Origin of the sequence: Enterobacter sp. BIDMC109, assembly GCF_001037885.1 — a bacterium.
GTDB classification, from domain to species: domain Bacteria; phylum Pseudomonadota; class Gammaproteobacteria; order Enterobacterales; family Enterobacteriaceae; genus Enterobacter; species Enterobacter hormaechei_C.
This window is the reverse complement of the sequence record NZ_KQ090002.1, coordinates 1,378,440-1,396,833: the sequence shown is the minus strand read 5'-3', so window position 1 is coordinate 1,396,833 and position 18,394 is coordinate 1,378,440. Positions and strand designations below refer to the sequence as shown.

Sequence of the window (18,394 nt, the reverse complement as noted above, 5' to 3'; positions counted from 1 at the left end):
TGTGAAAAAAGACGCGCTATAGTAGCTGCTCTCTATGTATGTTGAAAGCCCGGCGTTCCATTGCGGAATGTCTGGTATGCCCAAAATTCATGATGTGATCCGTGGCACATTTTCAGGTTTAATTGTATGATGAATACGTCTCAGCAAGGACTTTCACCATGAGCAAATCACTGAATACTATCTGGCAATACCTTCGCGCCTTCGTCCTCATTTATGCCTGCCTATACGCCGGCATTTTTATCGCTTCGCTGCTGCCGATTACGATACCCGGCAGCATTATCGGCATGCTGATCCTGTTTGTGCTGCTGGCATTACAGGTGCTGCCCGCGAAATGGGTTAATCCGGGGTGCTTCGTTCTCATTCGCTATATGGCCCTGCTTTTTGTGCCTATCGGCGTTGGGGTGATGCAGTATTACGATGTGCTTAAAGCGCAGTTCGGCCCGATTGTGGTCTCCTGCGCCATCAGTACGCTGGTGGTATTCCTGGTCGTCAGCTGGAGTTCACACATTGTGCATGGCGAACGCAAGGTCGTCGGGGAGAAAACAAAAAAATGATGGCGAATATCTGGTGGTCCCTGCCGTTAACCCTGGTGGTGTTCTTTGCTGCGCGTAAGCTTGCGGTGCGTTTCAAAATGCCGTTGCTCAACCCGCTGCTGGTCGCCATGGTGGTGATTATTCCTTTTCTGCTGCTCACTGGCATTCCTTATGAGCGTTACTTCGCCGGGAGCAAGATCCTCAACGATTTGTTGCAGCCTGCCGTGGTGGCGCTGGCGTTTCCTTTATATGAGCAACTGCATCAGATCCGCGCGCGCTGGAAATCCATCATTACCATCTGCTTTGTGGGTAGCCTTGTTGCGATGATCACCGGTACCTCGGTGGCCTTATTGATGGGCGCGTCGCCGCAGATCGCCGCCTCTATCCTGCCTAAATCCGTCACCACGCCGATTGCCATGGCCGTGGGCGGCAGCATCGGGGGCATTCCGGCCATCAGCGCCGTGTGCGTGATTTTCGTCGGTATCCTGGGCGCGGTGTTTGGTCATACGCTGCTGAATATCATGAAAATTCGGACCAAAGCGGCACGCGGTCTGGCGATGGGTACCGCCTCGCACGCGCTGGGCACCGCACGCTGCGCGGAACTGGATTATCAGGAAGGGGCATTCAGCTCGCTGGCGCTGGTGATCTGCGGGATTATCACTTCCCTGGTCGCGCCGTTTATCTTCCCGATTATTCTGGCAGTCATGGGCTAAAATTTGCGATGCGTCGCGCAAATTTCATTTTCATTTCATAAGTTGCACACATAATGAGATTTGGATCACATATAAAGGCCGTACGGCTCCGTACACTACCGATCCATTAACCTTGATGAGGCAACGTCATGCATCCACGTTTTCAAGCTGCTTTCTCTCAGCTTGCAGAGAATTTGCAATCAGCCCTGGCTCCGGTTCTGGCGGATGCGCATTTCCCCGCCCTGCTGACGGCAGATCAGGTCACGGCCCTTAAACAGGCAACGGGGCTGGACGAAGACGCGCTGGCTTTCGCCCTGCTGCCCCTTGCGGCTGCCTGCGCCCGCGCTGACCTTTCCCATTTTAACGTAGGCGCAATTGCGCGCGGCGTGAGCGGAACCTGGTACTTCGGCGGAAACATGGAGTTTCTTGGTGCGACCATGCAGCAAACCGTCCACGCGGAGCAGAGCGCCATCAGTCACGCCTGGCTGCGCGGCGAAAAAGCCCTGCGCGCCATCACCGTCAACTATACCCCTTGCGGCCACTGCCGCCAGTTTATGAATGAGCTGAACAGCGGTCTTGAACTGCGTATCAACCTGCCAGGACGCGCACCGCATACGCTGGGTGATTACCTGCCGGATGCTTTCGGCCCGAAAGATCTTGAGATCAAAACCCTGCTAATGGACGAGCAGGACCACGGTTATGCGCTCTCGGGAGATGAGCTGAGCGAAGCGGCCATTGCCGCCGCCAATAAAAGCCACACGCCATACAGCAAATCTCCAAGCGGCGTCGCCCTTCAGTGCCGCGACGGCCGCATCTTCACCGGCAGCTATGCAGAGAACGCCGCATTTAACCCGACGCTGCCTCCGCTCCAGGGTGCCCTGAACCTGCTTAGCCTGAACGGGTATGACTACCCGGATATTCAGCGCGCAATCCTGGCTGAAAAGGCCGATGCGCCGCTGATCCAGTGGGACGCGACCGCAGCCACGCTGAAAGCGCTGGGCTGTTCAACCATCGACCGCGTGCTGCTGGCATAATCTGTTCGGCGGGCAGAGTTGCCCGCCAGTCTGACGAAAAACCCCTCAGTTGAATCGCTGTTTCTTGCGCTAACCAGGCGGGTACAGTAGCCTGAGGGAAATTTCATCATCGGTACGAGCCATCTGCATGTTAAAGCGCGTGTTTTACAGCCTGTCTGTCCTGGTCGGCATACTGCTGTTGATCGTGCTGGGTCTCGACCGCTGGATGAGCTGGAAAACAGCCCCCTACATTTTTGATGACCTACAGGATCTCCCCTACCGTCAGGTTGGTGTGGTGCTTGGCACCGCCAAGTATTACCGCACTGGCGTCATAAATCAGTATTACCGGTATCGTATTCAGGGCGCGCTGAACGCCTATAACAGCGGCAAGGTGAACTATCTGCTGCTGAGCGGCGATAACGCGCTGCAAAGCTATAACGAGCCGGTGACGATGCGCAAAGATCTGATTGCCGCAGGCGTCGACCCGGCCGATATCGTGCTCGACTACGCCGGATTCCGCACGCTTGATTCCATCGTGCGTACCCGCAAGGTGTTCGACACCAATGATTTCATCATCATTACCCAGCGTTTCCACTGCGAGCGGGCGCTGTTTATCGCCCTGCATATGGGCATTCAGGCGCAGTGTTATGCGGTGCCATCGCCAAAGGATATGCTGAGCGTGCGCGTACGTGAGTTTGGCGCCCGTTTTGGTGCGCTGGCTGACCTGTACCTGTTCAAACGTGAACCGCGCTTTTTAGGCCCGCTGGTGCCGATCCCAACGATGCACGAAGTGCCGGAGAATGCACAGGGTTACCCGGCGGTAACGCCAGAGCAGTTGCTGGAAATTCAGAAGAAGTAATAACTTTTGTCGGGTGGCGGCTTCGCCTTACCCGACCTACGATCGCGATTTTGTAGGCCCGGTAAGCGTCGCGCCACCAGGCAAAAAAAGGCCCGCTACGTGAGCGGGCCTTTTCATTCTGAAGATCTTACTTCTTACGCGCGTACTTCAGTGAATCCAGCGCAACCGCGAAGATGATGATGGCGCCCTTGATGATGTACTGCCAGTAGGGGTTCACGCCGATGTAGGTCAGGCCGTAGTTGATAACGGTGAAGATGATCACACCGGTCACCACGCCCAGCACGGTACCCACGCCGCCGCTGAAGGAGACGCCGCCAACCACGCAGGCTGCAATCGCATCCAGTTCGTACATAAAGCCGAGGTTGTTGGTTGCAGAGCCGATACGGCCCGCTTCCAGCATCCCGCCGAAGGCGTAGAAGACCCCGGACAGGGCGTAAATCATCAGCAGGTTCAGAGCCACGTTGACCCCGGACACTTTCGCCGCTTCAGGGTTACCGCCGATAGCAAAGATGTTTTTACCGAAGCGGGTTTTGTTCCACAGGATCCAGACGAACGCCACCGCAATCAGCGCATAGAAGGTGATGTAGGAGAGACGGAAGCTGCCCAGCGCAACAAACCCCTGCGTGAAGGTCGAGAAGCCGCTGTCGAAGCCAGAGATTGGAGACGCGCCGACGAAATCGTAGTACAGGGAGTTGATACCATAAACGATGATCATCGTGCCAAGCGTGGTGATGAATGGCGTCACGTTCAGGTAAGCAATGATGATGCCGTTAATCAGGCCAATTACCGCGCCGATGGCGCACACGATCAGGATCACCACGAAAATCGGCATGGTCGCCATCTCCGGGAACACCTTGTTGGCGTTTTCCATCGACTGCAACAGGGTTGCCGCAATGACCGCCGCCAGACCCACCTGGCGCCCTGCCGAAAGGTCAGTCCCCTGGGTAACGATAAGTCCCGCCACGCCAAGCGCGATAATAATACGTACGGAAGACTGGGTCAGAATGTTACTCAAGTTCAGCAGACTTAAGAACGTAGGGTCCTGGAAAATAATAATCGCCAGCAAGACTAAAAGAACAACGTAAATACCGCCTTCTTTCAGATAAGTGAGAAAACTTTTTTTATTTAACGCACTCATGAGGAGCCCCTGATCTTAAAGGTGCAAAGACGCAAGACGCAAAATTTCGTTTTGCGTTGTCGTTTTGGTTTCAACAATACCGGCAACGAGACCATTGCTCATAACCAGAATACGGTCTGTGATCCCTAACAATTCCGGCATTTCGGAAGAAATAATAATGATCCCTTTATCTTTTTTCGCCAGCTCGGCGATCAGCTGGTAAATCTCAAATTTTGCACCCACGTCGATACCGCGCGTAGGTTCATCCAGCATCAGAATTTCAGGCTGGGTTAATAGCCAGCGACCAATAATGACTTTCTGCTGGTTCCCTCCCGAGAGTGAGCCAATTTGCGTGCGGTGGCCCGGCGTTTTCACGCGCATGGAGTCAATCACCCACTGGGTATCGCTCTTCATGCGGGAATTATCCAGCAGCCCGACTTTATTTTTGTAATTGCGAATATTAGAAATTAACGAGTTAAAGTTAATATCCAGATAAGCGTAAATACCGGTGGAACGACGCTCTTCCGTCACCAGCGCAAAGCCATTATTAATGGCTTCGTTGGCGTTGTGGTTGTTGATCTTCTTACCGTGCAGCGTAATGGTGCCTTCGGCTTTCTCACGGATACCAAACAGGGTTTCCACGATATCGGTGCGCTTGGCGCCCACCAGCCCTGCGATGCCAAGGATCTCCCCCTTGTGCAGATCGAAAGAGACATCGCGGATAGACGGCTGACGCAGCGAGGTCAGGTTACGCACCTCCAGAATCACTTCGCCTGGCTTGTTTTCTTTATCCGGGAAACGCTGGTTCAGAGAACGGCCAACCATCATGGCGATGATCTTGTCCATATCCAGCCCTTCCAGCGGCTGGGTGGCGATCCACTGGCCGTCGCGCAGGATGGTGATTTCATCGCACAGCTGGAAGATCTCTTCCATTTTATGTGAGATATAGACAATGCCGCAGCCGCGATCTTTCAGCTTACGAATAATGGTAAAAAGGTGGTTAACCTCTTTTTCCGTTAATGACGATGTCGGTTCATCCATGATCACGATTTTCGCATCATAGGAGAACGCTTTGGCAATTTCGATCATCTGCATCTGGGAAACGGATAATGTCCCGACGCGTGCGCGCGGGTCGATATCAATATCCAGCTCATCAAAAATGGCTTTGGTGTCGCGATACATTTTATCCTGATCGACAAAGACACCTTTGGTTGGATAACGACCCAACCACATATTATCCATAACTGAACGTTGCAGAACCAGGTTTAATTCCTGGTGTACCATCGAGATACCGTTCTCCAGCGCTTCTTTCGCTGAATGGAAGTCGATCTCTTTTCCCTGAAAAAGAATGCTGCCAGAATCTTTTTGATAGATCCCAAAGAGGCATTTTAATAATGTTGATTTACCCGCACCGTTTTCACCCATTAACGCATGAATAGAGTGTGGACGAACTTTTAAATTAACATTATCGAGCGCCTTAACACCGGGGAATGACTTGTTGACACCGGTCATTTCCAACAAGTATTCACCGGACGACTGAGTAGTTGTGCTGACCATAATTATACCTTGTTGGCCTCGCATATCGCGTTATAAAAGGGCGCAACGAATTGCGCCCAGTGAAGACAATGCAGATAACTTATTTACCGATAAACTCAGCCAGGTTGGACTGGTCTACGCCCACGTAAGGAACGCGAACGATTTTGTTGTCAATTTTCCAGTTAGTCCCGTCAGCGGCGCCTTTACCGTCGGCCAGGTTTTTCGCCAGATCGAAGGTGGCTTTCGCCTGGTTGTTGGCATCGTTCAGCACGGTACCGGCCATAGCGCCAGATTTCACCAGCGCCAGCGCTTCTGGCAGGGCATCCACACCGAATACAGGAATGGCGGATTTGTTGTGGGCTTTCAGCGCTTCTACCGCACCCATTGCCATCGCATCGTTGTTGGCGATGACCACTTCAATTTTGTTGGCGTTCGGACCAGACAGCCACGCGTCCATCTTATCTTTCGCCTGAGCGGTGTCCCACATTGCGGTGTCTAACGCCAGCTGCTGGGTTTTCAGGCCCTTGTCGTTCAGCTCTTTAATAACGTAGGTGGTACGTGCTTCAGCATCCGGATGGCCCGGTTCGCCTTTCAGCAGAACGAACTGAATCTGACCATCTTTGTTCAGATCCCAGTTCGGGTTCGCCGCCCAGTGTTTCGCAATCAGATCGCCCTGGATAATCCCGGACTCTTTGGAGTCGGTACCCACGTAATACGCTTTATCGTAGCTGTCCAGCGCCTTACGGGAAGGTTCTTTGTTGAAGAAGACAATTGGCACGTTCTGGCCGCGCGCTTTCTCGATCACCGTGCCTGCCGCCGCCGGGTCAACCAGGTTAATAGCCAGCGCTTTCACGCCTTTTGCCAGAAGAACGTCAATCTGATCGTTCTGTTTGGACTGGTCATTCTGGGAGTCATTCATCAGCAGCTGCACGTCTGGCGCTGATTTAGCATCTTTTTCAATTGCTTTACGCACAACGGACATGAAGTTGTCGTCGTATTTATAGATAGTCACGCCAATACGGGTATCCGCTGCGTGCGCTGCTGCGCCAAAAAGCATGCTTGCCATGACAGCAGACAGAGTCAACACCTTCTTATTCATGGTATCTCCGGTTTTTTTTATGCAGGGTAGTTCTTGTGAAAAACGGTCGGCGGGCAGAAGTTAATAAAACGTTACTGATCGCCGAAGTTCACTTATAAAATGTCCAGCTTCCGTGTTCGGTAACGCTCCAGAAATGCGTTTTATTCGTTGTTTGAGGCATGCTGGTAACGGTAAAAGTGAATAATCACCGTTACATTGTGTTTCAGCCCCTAAAACGCTGACATCATAGACAGCGGCTTGTTAAGATACTGTGAATTTACTCACAGATTGAAAACGGTTACATCACGTGATGTTATCAGTTAGTGATCGGAGCCACAGTTTGTCGGATAGCGACCGAATGGCGGCGTACTAAAGTCGGCATAAAACAATGCGTTGCGTCAGGATCTAACAGCCCTGCCGCCCCCTGTAACGCCAGCTCTGTCGCCAGTTTCGCCATCGACGCAATGGGGTAACGCACCGTTGTCAGCTGCGGATCGGTGTAACGGGCAATCGGGATATCGTCAAAGCCGATCAGCGATAAATGCTGTGGCACCGCAATGCCGTTGTCTTTCAGCGCGGTAAGCGCACCTGCCGCCATGCTGTCGTTATAGGCAAACACGGCCGTCAGCTGAAGATTACGCCCCAGCAGTTCCACCATTGCCGCTTCACCGCCCTGCATGTCCGGCGAACCGGTACCTACCCAGCTTTCCAGCGGCGCAATGCCCTGCTCTTTCAGGGCGTTTTGCCAGCCCTCGCGGCGCATCATGTCGTCTTCAATACCGTGGCTGGAGGCCAGATAACCAATGCGCTGATGGCCGTTGCTGATGAGCATCCGCGTCGCCATCATCGCGCCGCTGATGTTATCCAGACCGACGCAGCGGTGCGCGTAGCCGGGGACGATACGATTGATAAGCACCATGCCGGGGATTTGCTCCATAAACCCGGCCAGCTCTTCATCGCTCAGGGCTTTAGAGTGCACAATCAGGGCGTTACAGCGCTGGCGGATCAGTACCTCAATGGCATAACGCTCTTTTTCAGCCTCGTGATAGCTGTTGCCAATCAACACATATTTCTGGTGCTGCTGGGCAACGACGTCTACCGCTTTGACCAGCGCGCCGAAGAAGGCGTCAGACACGTCCATCACCACTACGCCAATGGTATCGCTGACCTGCGTCGCCAGCGCCTGGGCATTAGCGTTTGGCCGGTACCCCAGTTGGGTCACGGCTTTCATTACGGTTTCACGCGTTTCAGGGCTGACCAGCGCACTGTTGTTCAGCACGCGGGAGACAGTAGCAACAGAAACACCCGCCTGGCGGGCGACGTCACGAATGGTGATCATATTCACCACCCTTTAAAGGATTGCAGCAACTCACAGACACCCCCTGTGTTTAGCAAGGTGGCTATTCTGGCAGCGAGAGAGAGGAGACTACGTGAAGAAGCTCACACAGATGAAAACGCTTACATCCGTTTTGTTAATGATTGTGATCCAGATCGTTATCTGGATGTATTACGCAATGACACGCCCGAAGCACGGGCGGTTAACCGTCGCCATGCCCATTCCAGCGGGCCCTGGCGGAAAAAACGCAGCCAGACAACCGAAAACACCACGTTAACAATCCAGACCGGAATAACAAACGCCAGCAGCGTCAGGCGGTCGAATTTCATAAACAGGCCGAATCGGTAGAAAAGCGTGGTGCATATCAGCGTTTGCAGGATGTAATTGCTTAACGCCATCCGCCCAACGCAGGCCACCGCACTGACGATCCACAGGCGGGAAAGCTGGGGCCAGAAGCCGTAGATCAGCGCCGCATAGCCAATAGTCTGGAACGGCGCGCTCAGTTCGCGCGGCACCTGCAACAGGAATGCACACCAGCGGTAATCCCACTGAAGATGCCACTGCATCATCACCGCCGGGAGGTTGATGATCACGCCGAGCAGCACCAGCCCTGCTCCCGTACGACGATAGTGTCGCAGGCTAAATTCCCCTTTCAGCCAGCCGGTGCGCATCAGGGCTGCGCCCATCAGCATCATCCCCGCCAGTTGCCAGCCGTATTGCGCGCCCAGCGCCAGCAGATTATCGCCGAGCATATCGGCCCGGTTGCCTATCGCTTCCATGCCGCCTTTCAGCTTCCAGAACTGCTCATATTGCAGGTTGGCCGCATCCGGGATCCATGAACGACTGGTGGAAGCATCGGCAATCATGCCAAGCAGCAATAACACGGCCAGTCCCATGACATAGAGCATCACGCCGGTATTAAACAGGCTTTTCACACCGGGCGCGTCGCGGATCAGCCGCCAGCAAATCAGCCCCACCAGACCATACGCGAGCAGAATATCGCCGTCCCAGAACAGCAGCCCGTGAATAAAACCGAGGATAACCAGCAGCGTTAAACGCGACTGGATCCAGCGCGTACCGCGTTTGAGGAGAAGCTGAAGTCCCGCGCCAAACAGAAGCGCAAAGAGGGTCAGGAATTTAACCTGTGCAAAGAGATCGAGGATTGCCCACGTCCAGGCGTCGCTGCGCGTGATGTCGCCATACCACGCAGGATTCAGATAAGCGGCCTTCGGCAGACCGAAGGCGCTGATATTCAGCAGCAGGATACCGAGAATGGCGACGCCGCGAACAAAATCGAGCGTGACGTTTCGCTCCATGGTCCCTGCCCTGTCTGATTAGTTGTGGTGACGCACGGCGCGCAGGAACTCCTGGCGGGTGTTCTGGCTCGATTTGAACAGGCCGCCCAGCGAAGTGGTGGTGGTTGCGCTGGTTGCATCACGCACGCCGCGCGCCTTCACGCAGTAGTGCACCGCGTCGATAGACACCGCCACGTTGTTAGTACCCAACAGAGTTTGCAGTGCGGTCAGGATCTGCTGCGTCAGACGCTCCTGCACCTGCGGACGCTGGGCAAAGAACTGCACGATGCGGTTGATCTTGGACAGGCCAATGACCGTATCTTTTGGAATATAGGCCACCGTCGCTTTACCATCGATGGTCACAAAGTGATGCTCGCAGGTGCTGGTCAGCGTGATATCGCGTACCGTCACCATCTCATCGACCTTCATCTTATTTTCAATGACGGTGATTTTCGGGAAGTTCGCGTAATCCAGGCCGGAGAAAATTTCGTCGACGTACATCTTCGCGATGCGGTGCGGCGTCTCCATCAGGCTGTCGTCGCTCAGATCGAGATTCAGCAGTTGCATGATCTCCGTCATATGGCCGGCGATCAGACTCTTGCGGGTATCATTGTCCAGCTCCTGCACGGGCGGGCGCAGTGGCGTTTCAAGACCGCGCGCAACCAGCGCTTCATGGACAAGGGCTGCTTCTTTACTGAGTGATGACATTCTTTTCTCCTGCAGGTGTGGCGTCTTTTGCCCTCGTTGTGGCAAAAGTGTGCGCTCATTGTGCGTGAGGCGACGCACATAATCCAGTATTCACGACGATAATTATTGCAATTGCTGTTGCCTTTCAGCCTGACGGTTCCAGACTAACGCTCCGCCAACGAACAGCGCGATCCCCGCCAGCCCCAGCGCAGGTTCCAGCCGATGCGTGAGCCAGGTCGACAGTGCCGACGTGACCGGACCCACCAGCTGACCAATGGCATACCCGGTGGTGAGCAGTCCCGCCATATAACGCGTGTGGTCTGGCGCCAGCTCGCGACCGTACAAAAGAGAGAGCTGCACGGCGCAGAGGAACCCGCCGCCCACCAGCAGCCCACCCGTCAGCAAGCCGCCTATGCCCGGCAGCAGCCAGGCCGCCAGCACGCCAATCCCCTGTAACCACAGAACAATCGCCAGCCTGCGGTTAGCGCTTGATGTATGCCGCAGGGCAATGCTGAGCGCAATTCCCACCACCGAGGCGGCGCCAAATATCGGCCAGACAAACTGGGCAAACAGGCTGCCGGGAAAACGCACCGCCGCCATTTGCGATAAAAAGGTCGCCGGGAGGATATAGCCGAACCCTGCCAGGCTGTAGCTCCAGACCAGACGCTTGAGATCTGCGGTCAGCAGCAGCGGTTCAGGCGCGGTACCGGGCCGATGGAGCTGCCCGGACCGCGGCAGGTAGCGCGCCACCAGCACAATCAGCACCAGCGCCAGTACGCCGTAGATTTGCCATGCCGCCCCGGCGGACAAGGATTTCGCCTGAATATAGACCGCCAGCAGGCCGCTCAGGGCGATGCCGGCCCCGGGTCCGGCAAAGACGGCCGCACTGAGTCCCGGTTTGCCCAGCTGCCCCAGCCGCTCGTTGGTCCAGGCGGCAATCAGCACCATCGACCAGCCGCTCATGCAGCCGATCACAAAGCGCAGCAGACCGTGAACAACGGCATTATCTGCCGCCGCGGAGAGCAGCGTTAGCGCCACCGCACCGGTGATGCCAAGCCAGAGACGCGTTTCAACGAAGCGATGGGCGCGCATGGCATCCCATGCCCCCACCAGATAGCCCAGATAGTTCATTGCCGCCACCAGCCCCGCGCTGGTAAGCGTGAGTTGCCCGGCGGCTATCATCAGCGGCACCTGAGGCGTGAAGGCGAAGCGCCCTATCCCCATCGCCACGACCAGAACCACAAATCCGCTGAGCGCGATACGCAGCGCCATGATCGCTCCAATTGTTAAAGAAAAGTAAATTTATGATGCAACATCTCGCCGTCCTGCGAAAGTGAAAGTTGCTCACAGGTCAATGAAAACTCTGTATTATGCGTTTTATGAATCGTCTTACCTTTAAGGAGCCCTGCATGGAACTGCTCGAAGAGCATCGTTGTTTTGAAGGTCGACAGCAGCGCTGGCGGCACGACTCCACCACGCTGAATTGTGCTATGACGTTCAGCATTTTCCTGCCCCCTGCGGACAATCCACCGGTGCTGTACTGGCTTTCAGGCCTGACCTGCAACGACGAAAACTTCACCACCAAAGCGGGTGCCCAGCGTATTGCCGCCGAACTGGGCATTGCGCTGGTGATGCCAGATACCAGCCCGCGTGGCGATGACGTGGCCGACGATGCCGGATACGATTTGGGTAAAGGCGCCGGGTTCTATCTCAACGCCACGGAACAACCGTGGGCGAGCCATTACCGCATGTATGACTACATTCGCGATGAACTGCCTGCCCTGGTGCACTCTCAGTTCGCGGTCAGCGAGCGCTGCGCGATAAGCGGACATTCGATGGGGGGCCACGGGGCGCTGATAATGGCGCTGAAAAATCCGGGGAAATACACCAGCGTGTCCGCATTTGCGCCGATTGTGAACCCAACGCAGGTGCCGTGGGGGCAAAAAGCCTTTACGCACTATCTGGGTGAAGATGCAGAAAAATGGCAGGAATGGGACAGCTGCGCGTTGATGCTGGCGAGCGATTCGGTGAATGCGATCCCAATGCTTATCGATCAGGGCGATGCGGATCAGTTCCTCGCCGGACAACTACAGCCTGCGGTGCTGGCGGAAGCCGCGCGCCAGAAGGACTGGCCGCTAACGCTGCGCATTCAGCCGGGATACGACCACAGCTATTACTTCATGGCGTCCTTTATTGAGGATCATCTCCGCTTCCATGCGGAGCATCTGTTCAGATAAGTTCCGCCTTTTGCCCGGTAGCGCCTCCTGCCTACCGGGTCTTCCCCTCCCCCTCTTTACATACTTCTATCCGCTTGAATCCAGCCTGATTTCTGTCGCCGACACCCAAACACAAATGATTTCAATTATCATTTGTGTTTACAATTCTACATTCTTTTGTACAATTCCAGGCTCTTCTCCATCTCAAAGAGTTCTTACAAGACAAAAACATACAGTTCTCAGGGTTATCCCGATGGAGTTTTATTCATTTTTATACGGAATGTACAAATGACAATACCGCGCATTAAGCTCCTGGCCGTCGCCATTGGCGCTGCCACATGTTCCCCCTTCGTTCACGCAGCCGATCAGGACACCGTTGTCGTCACCGCGACGGGTTTTGAACAAAAAATCCAGAATGCCCCCGCCTCCATCTCTGTGATTTCAAAACAGCAGATTGAAGATAAAGCCTACCGTGATGTTACCGATGCCCTGAGAGACGTCCCGGGCGTTGTCGTCACTGGCGGCGGGAGCAGCAGTGATATCAGTATTCGCGGCATGGCCTCTCAGTACACCCTGTTCCTGGTGAACGGCAAACGCGTCAGTACGCGAAGCACCCGCCCCAACAGCGACAACTCGGGTATTGAACAAGGCTGGCTGCCGCCGCTGGAGTCCATTGAGCGCATCGAGGTCATCCGCGGCCCGATGTCCTCGCTTTACGGCTCCGATGCTATGGGTGGCGTAATTAACGTCATTACCAAAAAAGTCTCGAACACTAAAGCCTGGACCGGTTCGTTGCATGGCGATGCGACCTTCCAGGAAAACAATGATTCCGGCGATATCTTCCAGACCAACGCCTACGCTTCTGGTCCCCTGATCGACGGACTGCTGGGCGCAAAAGTGACGGGGCTGTTGTCACGCCGCGCAGAAGATAAAATCGTGAACGGCTATAACGAGCAGAAAATGCGTAACGGTGGCATTACGCTGAACTTCACGCCGGACGAGAAGAACGATTTCGACCTCGACTTTGCTCGCGAGCTTCAGGACAGAAACAGCACCCCGGGGATGTCGAAAGCGGCTGAAACCTGCCGGGGTACAACCTGTACGCCAAATACCAAAAGCGACTCGCGCTATGAACACACGACCTACTCGTTAACCCACAGCGGGTATTACGACGACTTCAATACCACCAGCTATATCCAGCAGGAAGAGACCAATAATCCAGGTCGCAAAATGCGCTCCTATAACACCACCTTCAACAACCAGAACCAGATTTTCCTCGGCGATCATACGTTGACCCTCGGCGGGCAGTATCGTTATGAGAAACTGCGCGACAAGGGTAATCAGCTGGAAGCTGCTGACGGCCTGAACAAACTGACGCGCTGGAGCTGGGCCCTGTTTGCCGAAGATGAATGGGCAATGACGGAAAGCTTTACGTTGACCGGCGGCCTGCGTATGGACAAAGACCAAAACTACGGTACTAACTGGACGCCGCGCGGTTACGGCGTATGGCACCTGGCCGATCAGTGGACATTAAAAGGCGGGGTTTCGGCTGGCTATCGTGCGCCGGATCTGCGTCAGTCGTCTGCCAGCTGGGGCCAGGTAACGGGTGGCGGCCGTCTTGACGGTATCATCGTTGGCAACCCGGATCTGAAACCAGAGAAGAGTCTGAGCGAAGAGCTCGCCCTGCTCTGGGATAACAACGATAACCTGAATGCCGGCGTAACGCTGTTTAATACCGACTTCAAGGACAAGATTACGGAAGTTCGCCGCTGTAACAGCAGCGCCGATCCCGCCTGTACGATTGGCGATCACAGCTATGATTTCGTCAGCGATCGCGTCAACGTGGACAAAGCCAACATGCGCGGTGTGGAGTCCTCCTTCGGGTGGAAAATCACGCGCGATGTGAACTGGACTGCAAACTACACCTATACGGAGTCCGAGCAGAAGAGCGGCCAGTTCTCCGGCAAGCCACTGAACAAAATGCCGAAACACATGTTCAACACTACCCTGGACTGGCAGGCGACGCCAGATGTCGGATTCTGGAGCCGTCTGAACCTGCGCGGTAAAACGTCTGAGTACCTGAGCCGCACGTCAATGTCCCAGGGTACGCCGTCCTACACTCAGGTTGATGTCGGTATGCGCTACAACGCCAACAAAAACCTGCTGGTTACTGCCGGTGTGTATAACGTGCTCGATAAGCAGATTGATTACGATACGTATGACACCGTGCTGGATGGCCGTCGCTATACCGTCGGCATGACCTACAGCTTCTGATCTGCCCATAAAAAAACCCGCTCAACTGAGCGGGCTAAAAGAGAGGAAGTGCGGTTATTGTTTAAATCGTTCCGGGAAATCCATTTCACTGTAGCGAACGAAGCGTGTTCCTTTCGTCAGTTTGTAGCCAAACCAGATGATCAGGAACAGCGGAATGCCAATATAGGTGGCCGTGACGGCGCCCCAGTCAATGGTGTCCGCAAGGAAGGCCTCATAGTTCTGACCCAGGGTAATAATCAGGCACAGAACGAAGGCGAAGATCGGCCCCAGCGGGAAGAACCCTGACCGGTACGGCAGATTATTCAGATCATGACCCTGCTTGACGTACCCGCGACGGAAACGGTAGTGGCTGATGGCAATGCCCAGCCAGGCAATGAAGCCCGTCATACCAGAGGTGTTAAGCAGCCACAGGTAGACCGTCTGATTGCCGAACATGGAGGTCAGGAAACAGAGACCCGCAATCACCGTGGTCGCATACAGCGCGTTGCGCGGCACGCCACCGCGAGACAGTTTCGAGAAAATACGCGGCGCTTTACCGTCGCAGGCCAGGGTGTAGAGCATGCGGGTGGAGGCGTACATCCCGGAGTTACCCGCAGACAGTACCGCCGTCAGGATCACCGCGTTCATCACCGCCGCGGCAGAGAGCAGACCCGCGTGCTGGAAGACCAGCGTGAACGGGCTGACGCTGATGTCTTTCACATCGTTACGCAGCAGGCTTGGGTCGGTATACGGAATAATCAGGCTGATAATCAGGATCGCGAACACATAGAACAGCAGGATACGCCAGAACACCTGACGCACCGCGCGCGGAATGTTCTTCTCCGGGTTTTCGGATTCACCGGCCGCGATACCAATCAGCTCGGTACCCTGGAAGGAGAAGCCGACAATCATCGCCACGCCAATCATCGCCGAGAAGCCCCCGGCAAACGGCGCATCGCCTATAGTCCAGTTACTCCAGCCCGCCGGTTCAGCCCCTTTGAAAATACCAACGATCATCGCCACACCGACGACGATAAAGATGATGACGGTTGCCACTTTAATCAAAGAGAACCAGTATTCCGCTTCGCCAAAGCCGCGCACGGAGATGTAGTTCAGCAGGAAGATGACCGCCAGGAACAGGGCGCTCCAGATCCAGCCTGGCGTGTCCGGGAACCACCAGGTCATCACCAGCTGTGCGGCGACGAGGTCAACGGCGATGGTCACCGCCCAGTTGTACCAATAGTTCCAGCCCAGCGCGAAGCCGAAGCCTTCCTCAACGTATTTTTGTCCGTAGGTCGAAAACGAACCAGACACCGGCATGTATGCCGCCAGTTCACCCAGGCTGGTCATCAGGAAGTAGACCATCAGGCCAATAAGGATATAAGAGAATAGTGCCCCACCCGGGCCGGCTGCCGAAATTGTTGCGCCAGAGGCAACGAAAAGACCCGTACCGATGGAGCCGCCAATGGCGATCATCGTCAGGTGACGCGCCTTAAGTGCGCGACGTAGCGCGGGCGCTTCTGTGGTTTTAGTTTCTGAAACCATGTGAAAATGCTGTCCATTCAATAAATGAGGCGCGATTGTAGCAGACGATCTGCGTTGCTTCCGGCAGAAATGCTCAGTTATAAGAGAGCTTCATGACTCGGCCAGGATTATAAGTAAAGCATAATTTTTCCCTCTCCCCTTTGGGGAGAGGGCCAGGGTGAGGGGAGCTTTTACATCTCGCAGTAACGCAGAAAACGCTGGAGCGAACTGGAAAGGTGTTTCTGACGATGATGGATGCACCACAGCGTGCGCACCAGCTTCGGCAGCGGAACGGGGATCTCAACCAGTGAGCCGGTTTCCAGCTGTTCGGCAATCACCCGTCGGGAAAGACAGCTAATGCCCAGGCCATGACGCACCGCATGCTTAATCGCCTCGGAGTTACCTAACTCCATCCCTAACTGGAACTGCGGCAGATGAGACAGCAGCAGATAATCGACAATCTCACGCGTGCCGGAGCCCTGCTCTCGCAGGATCCACTGCGCCTGCGCCAGACGCTCCAGCGTCACCTCGCCCTGGAGTAAAGAAGAGGCCGGGGAGGCAAACACCACCAGCTCATCCTCCAGCCAGGGTTCCGCAATGATATCCACGTTGTGGCACGGCCCTTCGATAAGCCCGATGTCCACGCGGAAATCGATCACCGCGTTGATCACGTCCTGGCTGTTGCCGACGCTCATTTCCAGCGGCAGGGTCGGAAAATCCCGGCGGTAGCGGGCAATCACTTCCGGCAGGATGTAGTTACCGATCGTGCTGCTGGCGTAGACGCGAATAGCGCCGTTGTCCTCGCGGAACAGCTGTTCGATCTCCGTCGCCTGCTCCAGCAAGGCCAGGGCACGCGGATACAGCAGGCGGCCATGTTCGTTCACCACCAGCCGCTTTCCTACCCTGTCGAAAAGCTGAACGCCCAGTTGCCCTTCAAGATCGGTCAAGGCCGCGCTAACGGCGGACTGCGAGAGCGCCAGCATTTGTGACGCCTGGGTTGTCGAGCCGCTTTTCAGCACCTCGGCAAAAACTTCCAGCTGACGCAATGTAATGTGCATGGTTGCTTACCACTTATAAAGATTGATTATAAATATATAATCAATTTTATTTTTAAGCCAGAGCGCCGTAACCTTTAGCCAGACAAAGGAGAAGGTTATGTCAGAAATCACCTTACAACATCATCGTACAGTGTGGCACTTCGTGCCGGGCCTCGCGCTCAGCGCCGTGGTGACCGGCGTGGCTTTATGGGGCGGCAGTATTCCGGCGGTCGCCGGTGCAGGTTTCAGCGCGCTAACGCTGGCCATTTTGCTCGGCATGGTGGTCGGGAATACCGTTTACCCGCACATCTGGAAATCCTGCGACGGCGGCGTGATTTTCGCCAAGCAGCATTTATTACGTCTCGGGATCATCCTTTATGGCTTCCGTCTCACCTTTTCGCAGATTGCGGATGTCGGTGTCAGCGGGATTGCCATTGACGTCCTGACCCTTTCGAGCACCTTTTTACTGGCGTGCTTTATCGGCCAGAAGATCTTTGGGCTGGACAAACAGACCAGTTGGCTGATCGGTGCGGGTAGCAGCATCTGCGGCGCGGCGGCGGTACTGGCAACAGAACCCGTCGTTAAAGCCGAAGCCAGTAAAGTCACGGTTGCCGTCGCGACGGTAGTTATCTTCGGTACGCTGGCGATCTTCCTGTATCCGGCCATGTATCCGCTGGTGGCGCACTGGTTTAGTCCGGAAACCTACGGCATTTATATCGGCTCAACCATGCACGAAGTGGCGCAGGTGGTGGCGGCAGGTCACGCCATTAACCCGGAAGCGGAAAACGCGGCGGTCATCGCCAAAATGCTGCGCGTGATGATGCTGGCCCCGTTCCTGATTTTCCTCGCGGCGCGGGTTAAACAGCTTGCTCCGGCAGGCGGCAGCGAGAAAAGCAAAATCACCATTCCGTGGTTTGCGATCCTGTTCATCGTGGTCGCTGTCTTCAACTCTTTCCACCTGCTGCCAAAAGCGATGGTGGATATGCTGGTGACGCTGGATACGGTCCTGCTGGCGATGGCGATGGCGGCGCTGGGCGTCACCACACACGTCAGCGCGCTGAAAAAAGCCGGCGCGAAACCGCTGCTGATGGCGCTGGTGCTCTTCATCTGGCTAATCGTTGGCGGTGGTGCGATTAACCTCGCCGTGCACAGCCTGTTGGCATAAACCATCTCGTCCTTCTCCTGTTAACCCGCTATCATAGGCATTTCGGGTTAACA

16 protein-coding genes are annotated in these 18,394 nt (G+C 55.2%); 7 read left to right on the top strand and 9 right to left on the bottom strand.

What is annotated here, in order from left to right:
- Positions 1 to 158: 158 nt before the first annotated feature.
- From SK62_RS06625 to sanA, 4 genes are all read left to right on the top strand, one after another.
- Entirely contained in the window at positions 159 to 554 is a 396-nt protein-coding gene (locus SK62_RS06625; protein WP_003859308.1) for a CidA/LrgA family protein, read from the top strand.
- On the top strand, positions 551 to 1,246 hold the full coding sequence (locus SK62_RS06620) for a CidB/LrgB family autolysis modulator (RefSeq protein WP_015572322.1): 696 nt from the start codon (positions 551 to 553) through the stop codon (positions 1,244 to 1,246). Before SK62_RS06625 ends, SK62_RS06620 begins: the two co-directional genes overlap by 4 nt.
- Before the next feature lie 128 nt (positions 1,247 to 1,374).
- Entirely contained in the window at positions 1,375 to 2,259 is an 885-nt protein-coding gene (cdd, locus tag SK62_RS06615; RefSeq protein WP_017383380.1) for a cytidine deaminase, read from the top strand.
- A gap of 127 nt (positions 2,260 to 2,386) precedes the next feature.
- Positions 2,387 to 3,097 carry an outer membrane permeability protein SanA gene (gene sanA / locus SK62_RS06610; protein ID WP_017383381.1) on the top strand — a complete coding sequence of 237 codons (711 nt, stop codon included), beginning with the start codon at positions 2,387 to 2,389 and terminating at the stop codon, positions 3,095 to 3,097.
- Positions 3,098 to 3,224: 127 nt separating this feature from the next.
- Here the strand turns inward: sanA and mglC are convergent, their stop codons facing one another.
- From mglC to SK62_RS06575, 7 genes are all read right to left on the bottom strand, one after another.
- Positions 3,225 to 4,235, bottom strand: a complete 1,011-nt coding sequence (gene mglC, locus SK62_RS06605) for a galactose/methyl galactoside ABC transporter permease MglC (RefSeq protein WP_003859318.1) — start codon at positions 4,233 to 4,235, stop codon at positions 3,225 to 3,227.
- 15 nt (positions 4,236 to 4,250) lie between these two features.
- Entirely contained in the window at positions 4,251 to 5,771 is a 1,521-nt protein-coding gene (gene mglA / locus SK62_RS06600; protein WP_003859320.1) for a galactose/methyl galactoside ABC transporter ATP-binding protein MglA, read from the bottom strand.
- Positions 5,772 to 5,850: 79 nt separating this feature from the next.
- Complete coding sequence (gene mglB / locus SK62_RS06595) at positions 5,851 to 6,849, bottom strand: galactose/glucose ABC transporter substrate-binding protein MglB (RefSeq protein WP_017383382.1); 999 nt, start codon at positions 6,847 to 6,849, stop codon at positions 5,851 to 5,853.
- Positions 6,850 to 7,144: 295 nt separating this feature from the next.
- On the bottom strand, positions 7,145 to 8,167 hold the full coding sequence (galS, locus tag SK62_RS06590; RefSeq protein WP_003859324.1) for an HTH-type transcriptional regulator GalS: 1,023 nt from the start codon (positions 8,165 to 8,167) through the stop codon (positions 7,145 to 7,147).
- A gap of 155 nt (positions 8,168 to 8,322) precedes the next feature.
- A complete protein-coding gene (yeiB, locus tag SK62_RS06585) occupies positions 8,323 to 9,480 on the bottom strand; it encodes a DUF418 domain-containing protein YeiB (RefSeq protein ID WP_015572318.1) in 1,158 nt (385 codons plus the stop codon).
- An 18-nt stretch (positions 9,481 to 9,498) separates the two neighbouring features.
- Positions 9,499 to 10,167 (bottom strand): GTP cyclohydrolase I FolE, encoded by a 669-nt coding sequence (gene folE, locus SK62_RS06580; RefSeq protein ID WP_015572317.1) that lies wholly within the window; start codon positions 10,165 to 10,167, stop codon positions 9,499 to 9,501.
- A gap of 102 nt (positions 10,168 to 10,269) precedes the next feature.
- Entirely contained in the window at positions 10,270 to 11,418 is a 1,149-nt protein-coding gene (locus SK62_RS06575; RefSeq protein ID WP_017383385.1) for a YbfB/YjiJ family MFS transporter, read from the bottom strand.
- Between the two features lie 137 nt (positions 11,419 to 11,555).
- Here SK62_RS06575 and fghA point away from each other — a divergent pair, with 137 nt between their 5' ends.
- Both fghA and SK62_RS06565 read left to right on the top strand, forming a co-directional pair.
- On the top strand, positions 11,556 to 12,383 hold the full coding sequence (gene fghA, locus SK62_RS06570; protein WP_017383386.1) for an S-formylglutathione hydrolase: 828 nt from the start codon (positions 11,556 to 11,558) through the stop codon (positions 12,381 to 12,383).
- Positions 12,384 to 12,650: 267 nt separating this feature from the next.
- Complete coding sequence (locus SK62_RS06565; protein ID WP_015572315.1) at positions 12,651 to 14,636, top strand: ligand-gated channel protein; 1,986 nt, start codon at positions 12,651 to 12,653, stop codon at positions 14,634 to 14,636.
- Between the two features lie 54 nt (positions 14,637 to 14,690).
- On the opposite strand, the gene SK62_RS06560 is transcribed toward SK62_RS06565, so the two are convergent.
- Positions 14,691 to 16,160 carry an amino acid permease gene (locus tag SK62_RS06560; protein WP_006811308.1) on the bottom strand — a complete coding sequence of 490 codons (1,470 nt, stop codon included), beginning with the start codon at positions 16,158 to 16,160 and terminating at the stop codon, positions 14,691 to 14,693.
- A 170-nt stretch (positions 16,161 to 16,330) separates the two neighbouring features.
- The gene (yieE, locus tag SK62_RS06555) at positions 16,331 to 17,197 is read right to left on the bottom strand and encodes a DNA-binding transcriptional regulator YeiE (RefSeq protein ID WP_003859337.1); all 867 of its coding nucleotides are present in this window, start codon (positions 17,195 to 17,197) and stop codon (positions 16,331 to 16,333) included.
- A gap of 97 nt (positions 17,198 to 17,294) precedes the next feature.
- On the opposite strand from yieE, the gene SK62_RS06550 reads away from it, so the two are divergent.
- Entirely contained in the window at positions 17,295 to 18,341 is a 1,047-nt protein-coding gene (locus SK62_RS06550) for a YeiH family protein (protein ID WP_017383388.1), read from the top strand.
- The last annotated feature ends 53 nt before the right edge of the window (positions 18,342 to 18,394 follow it).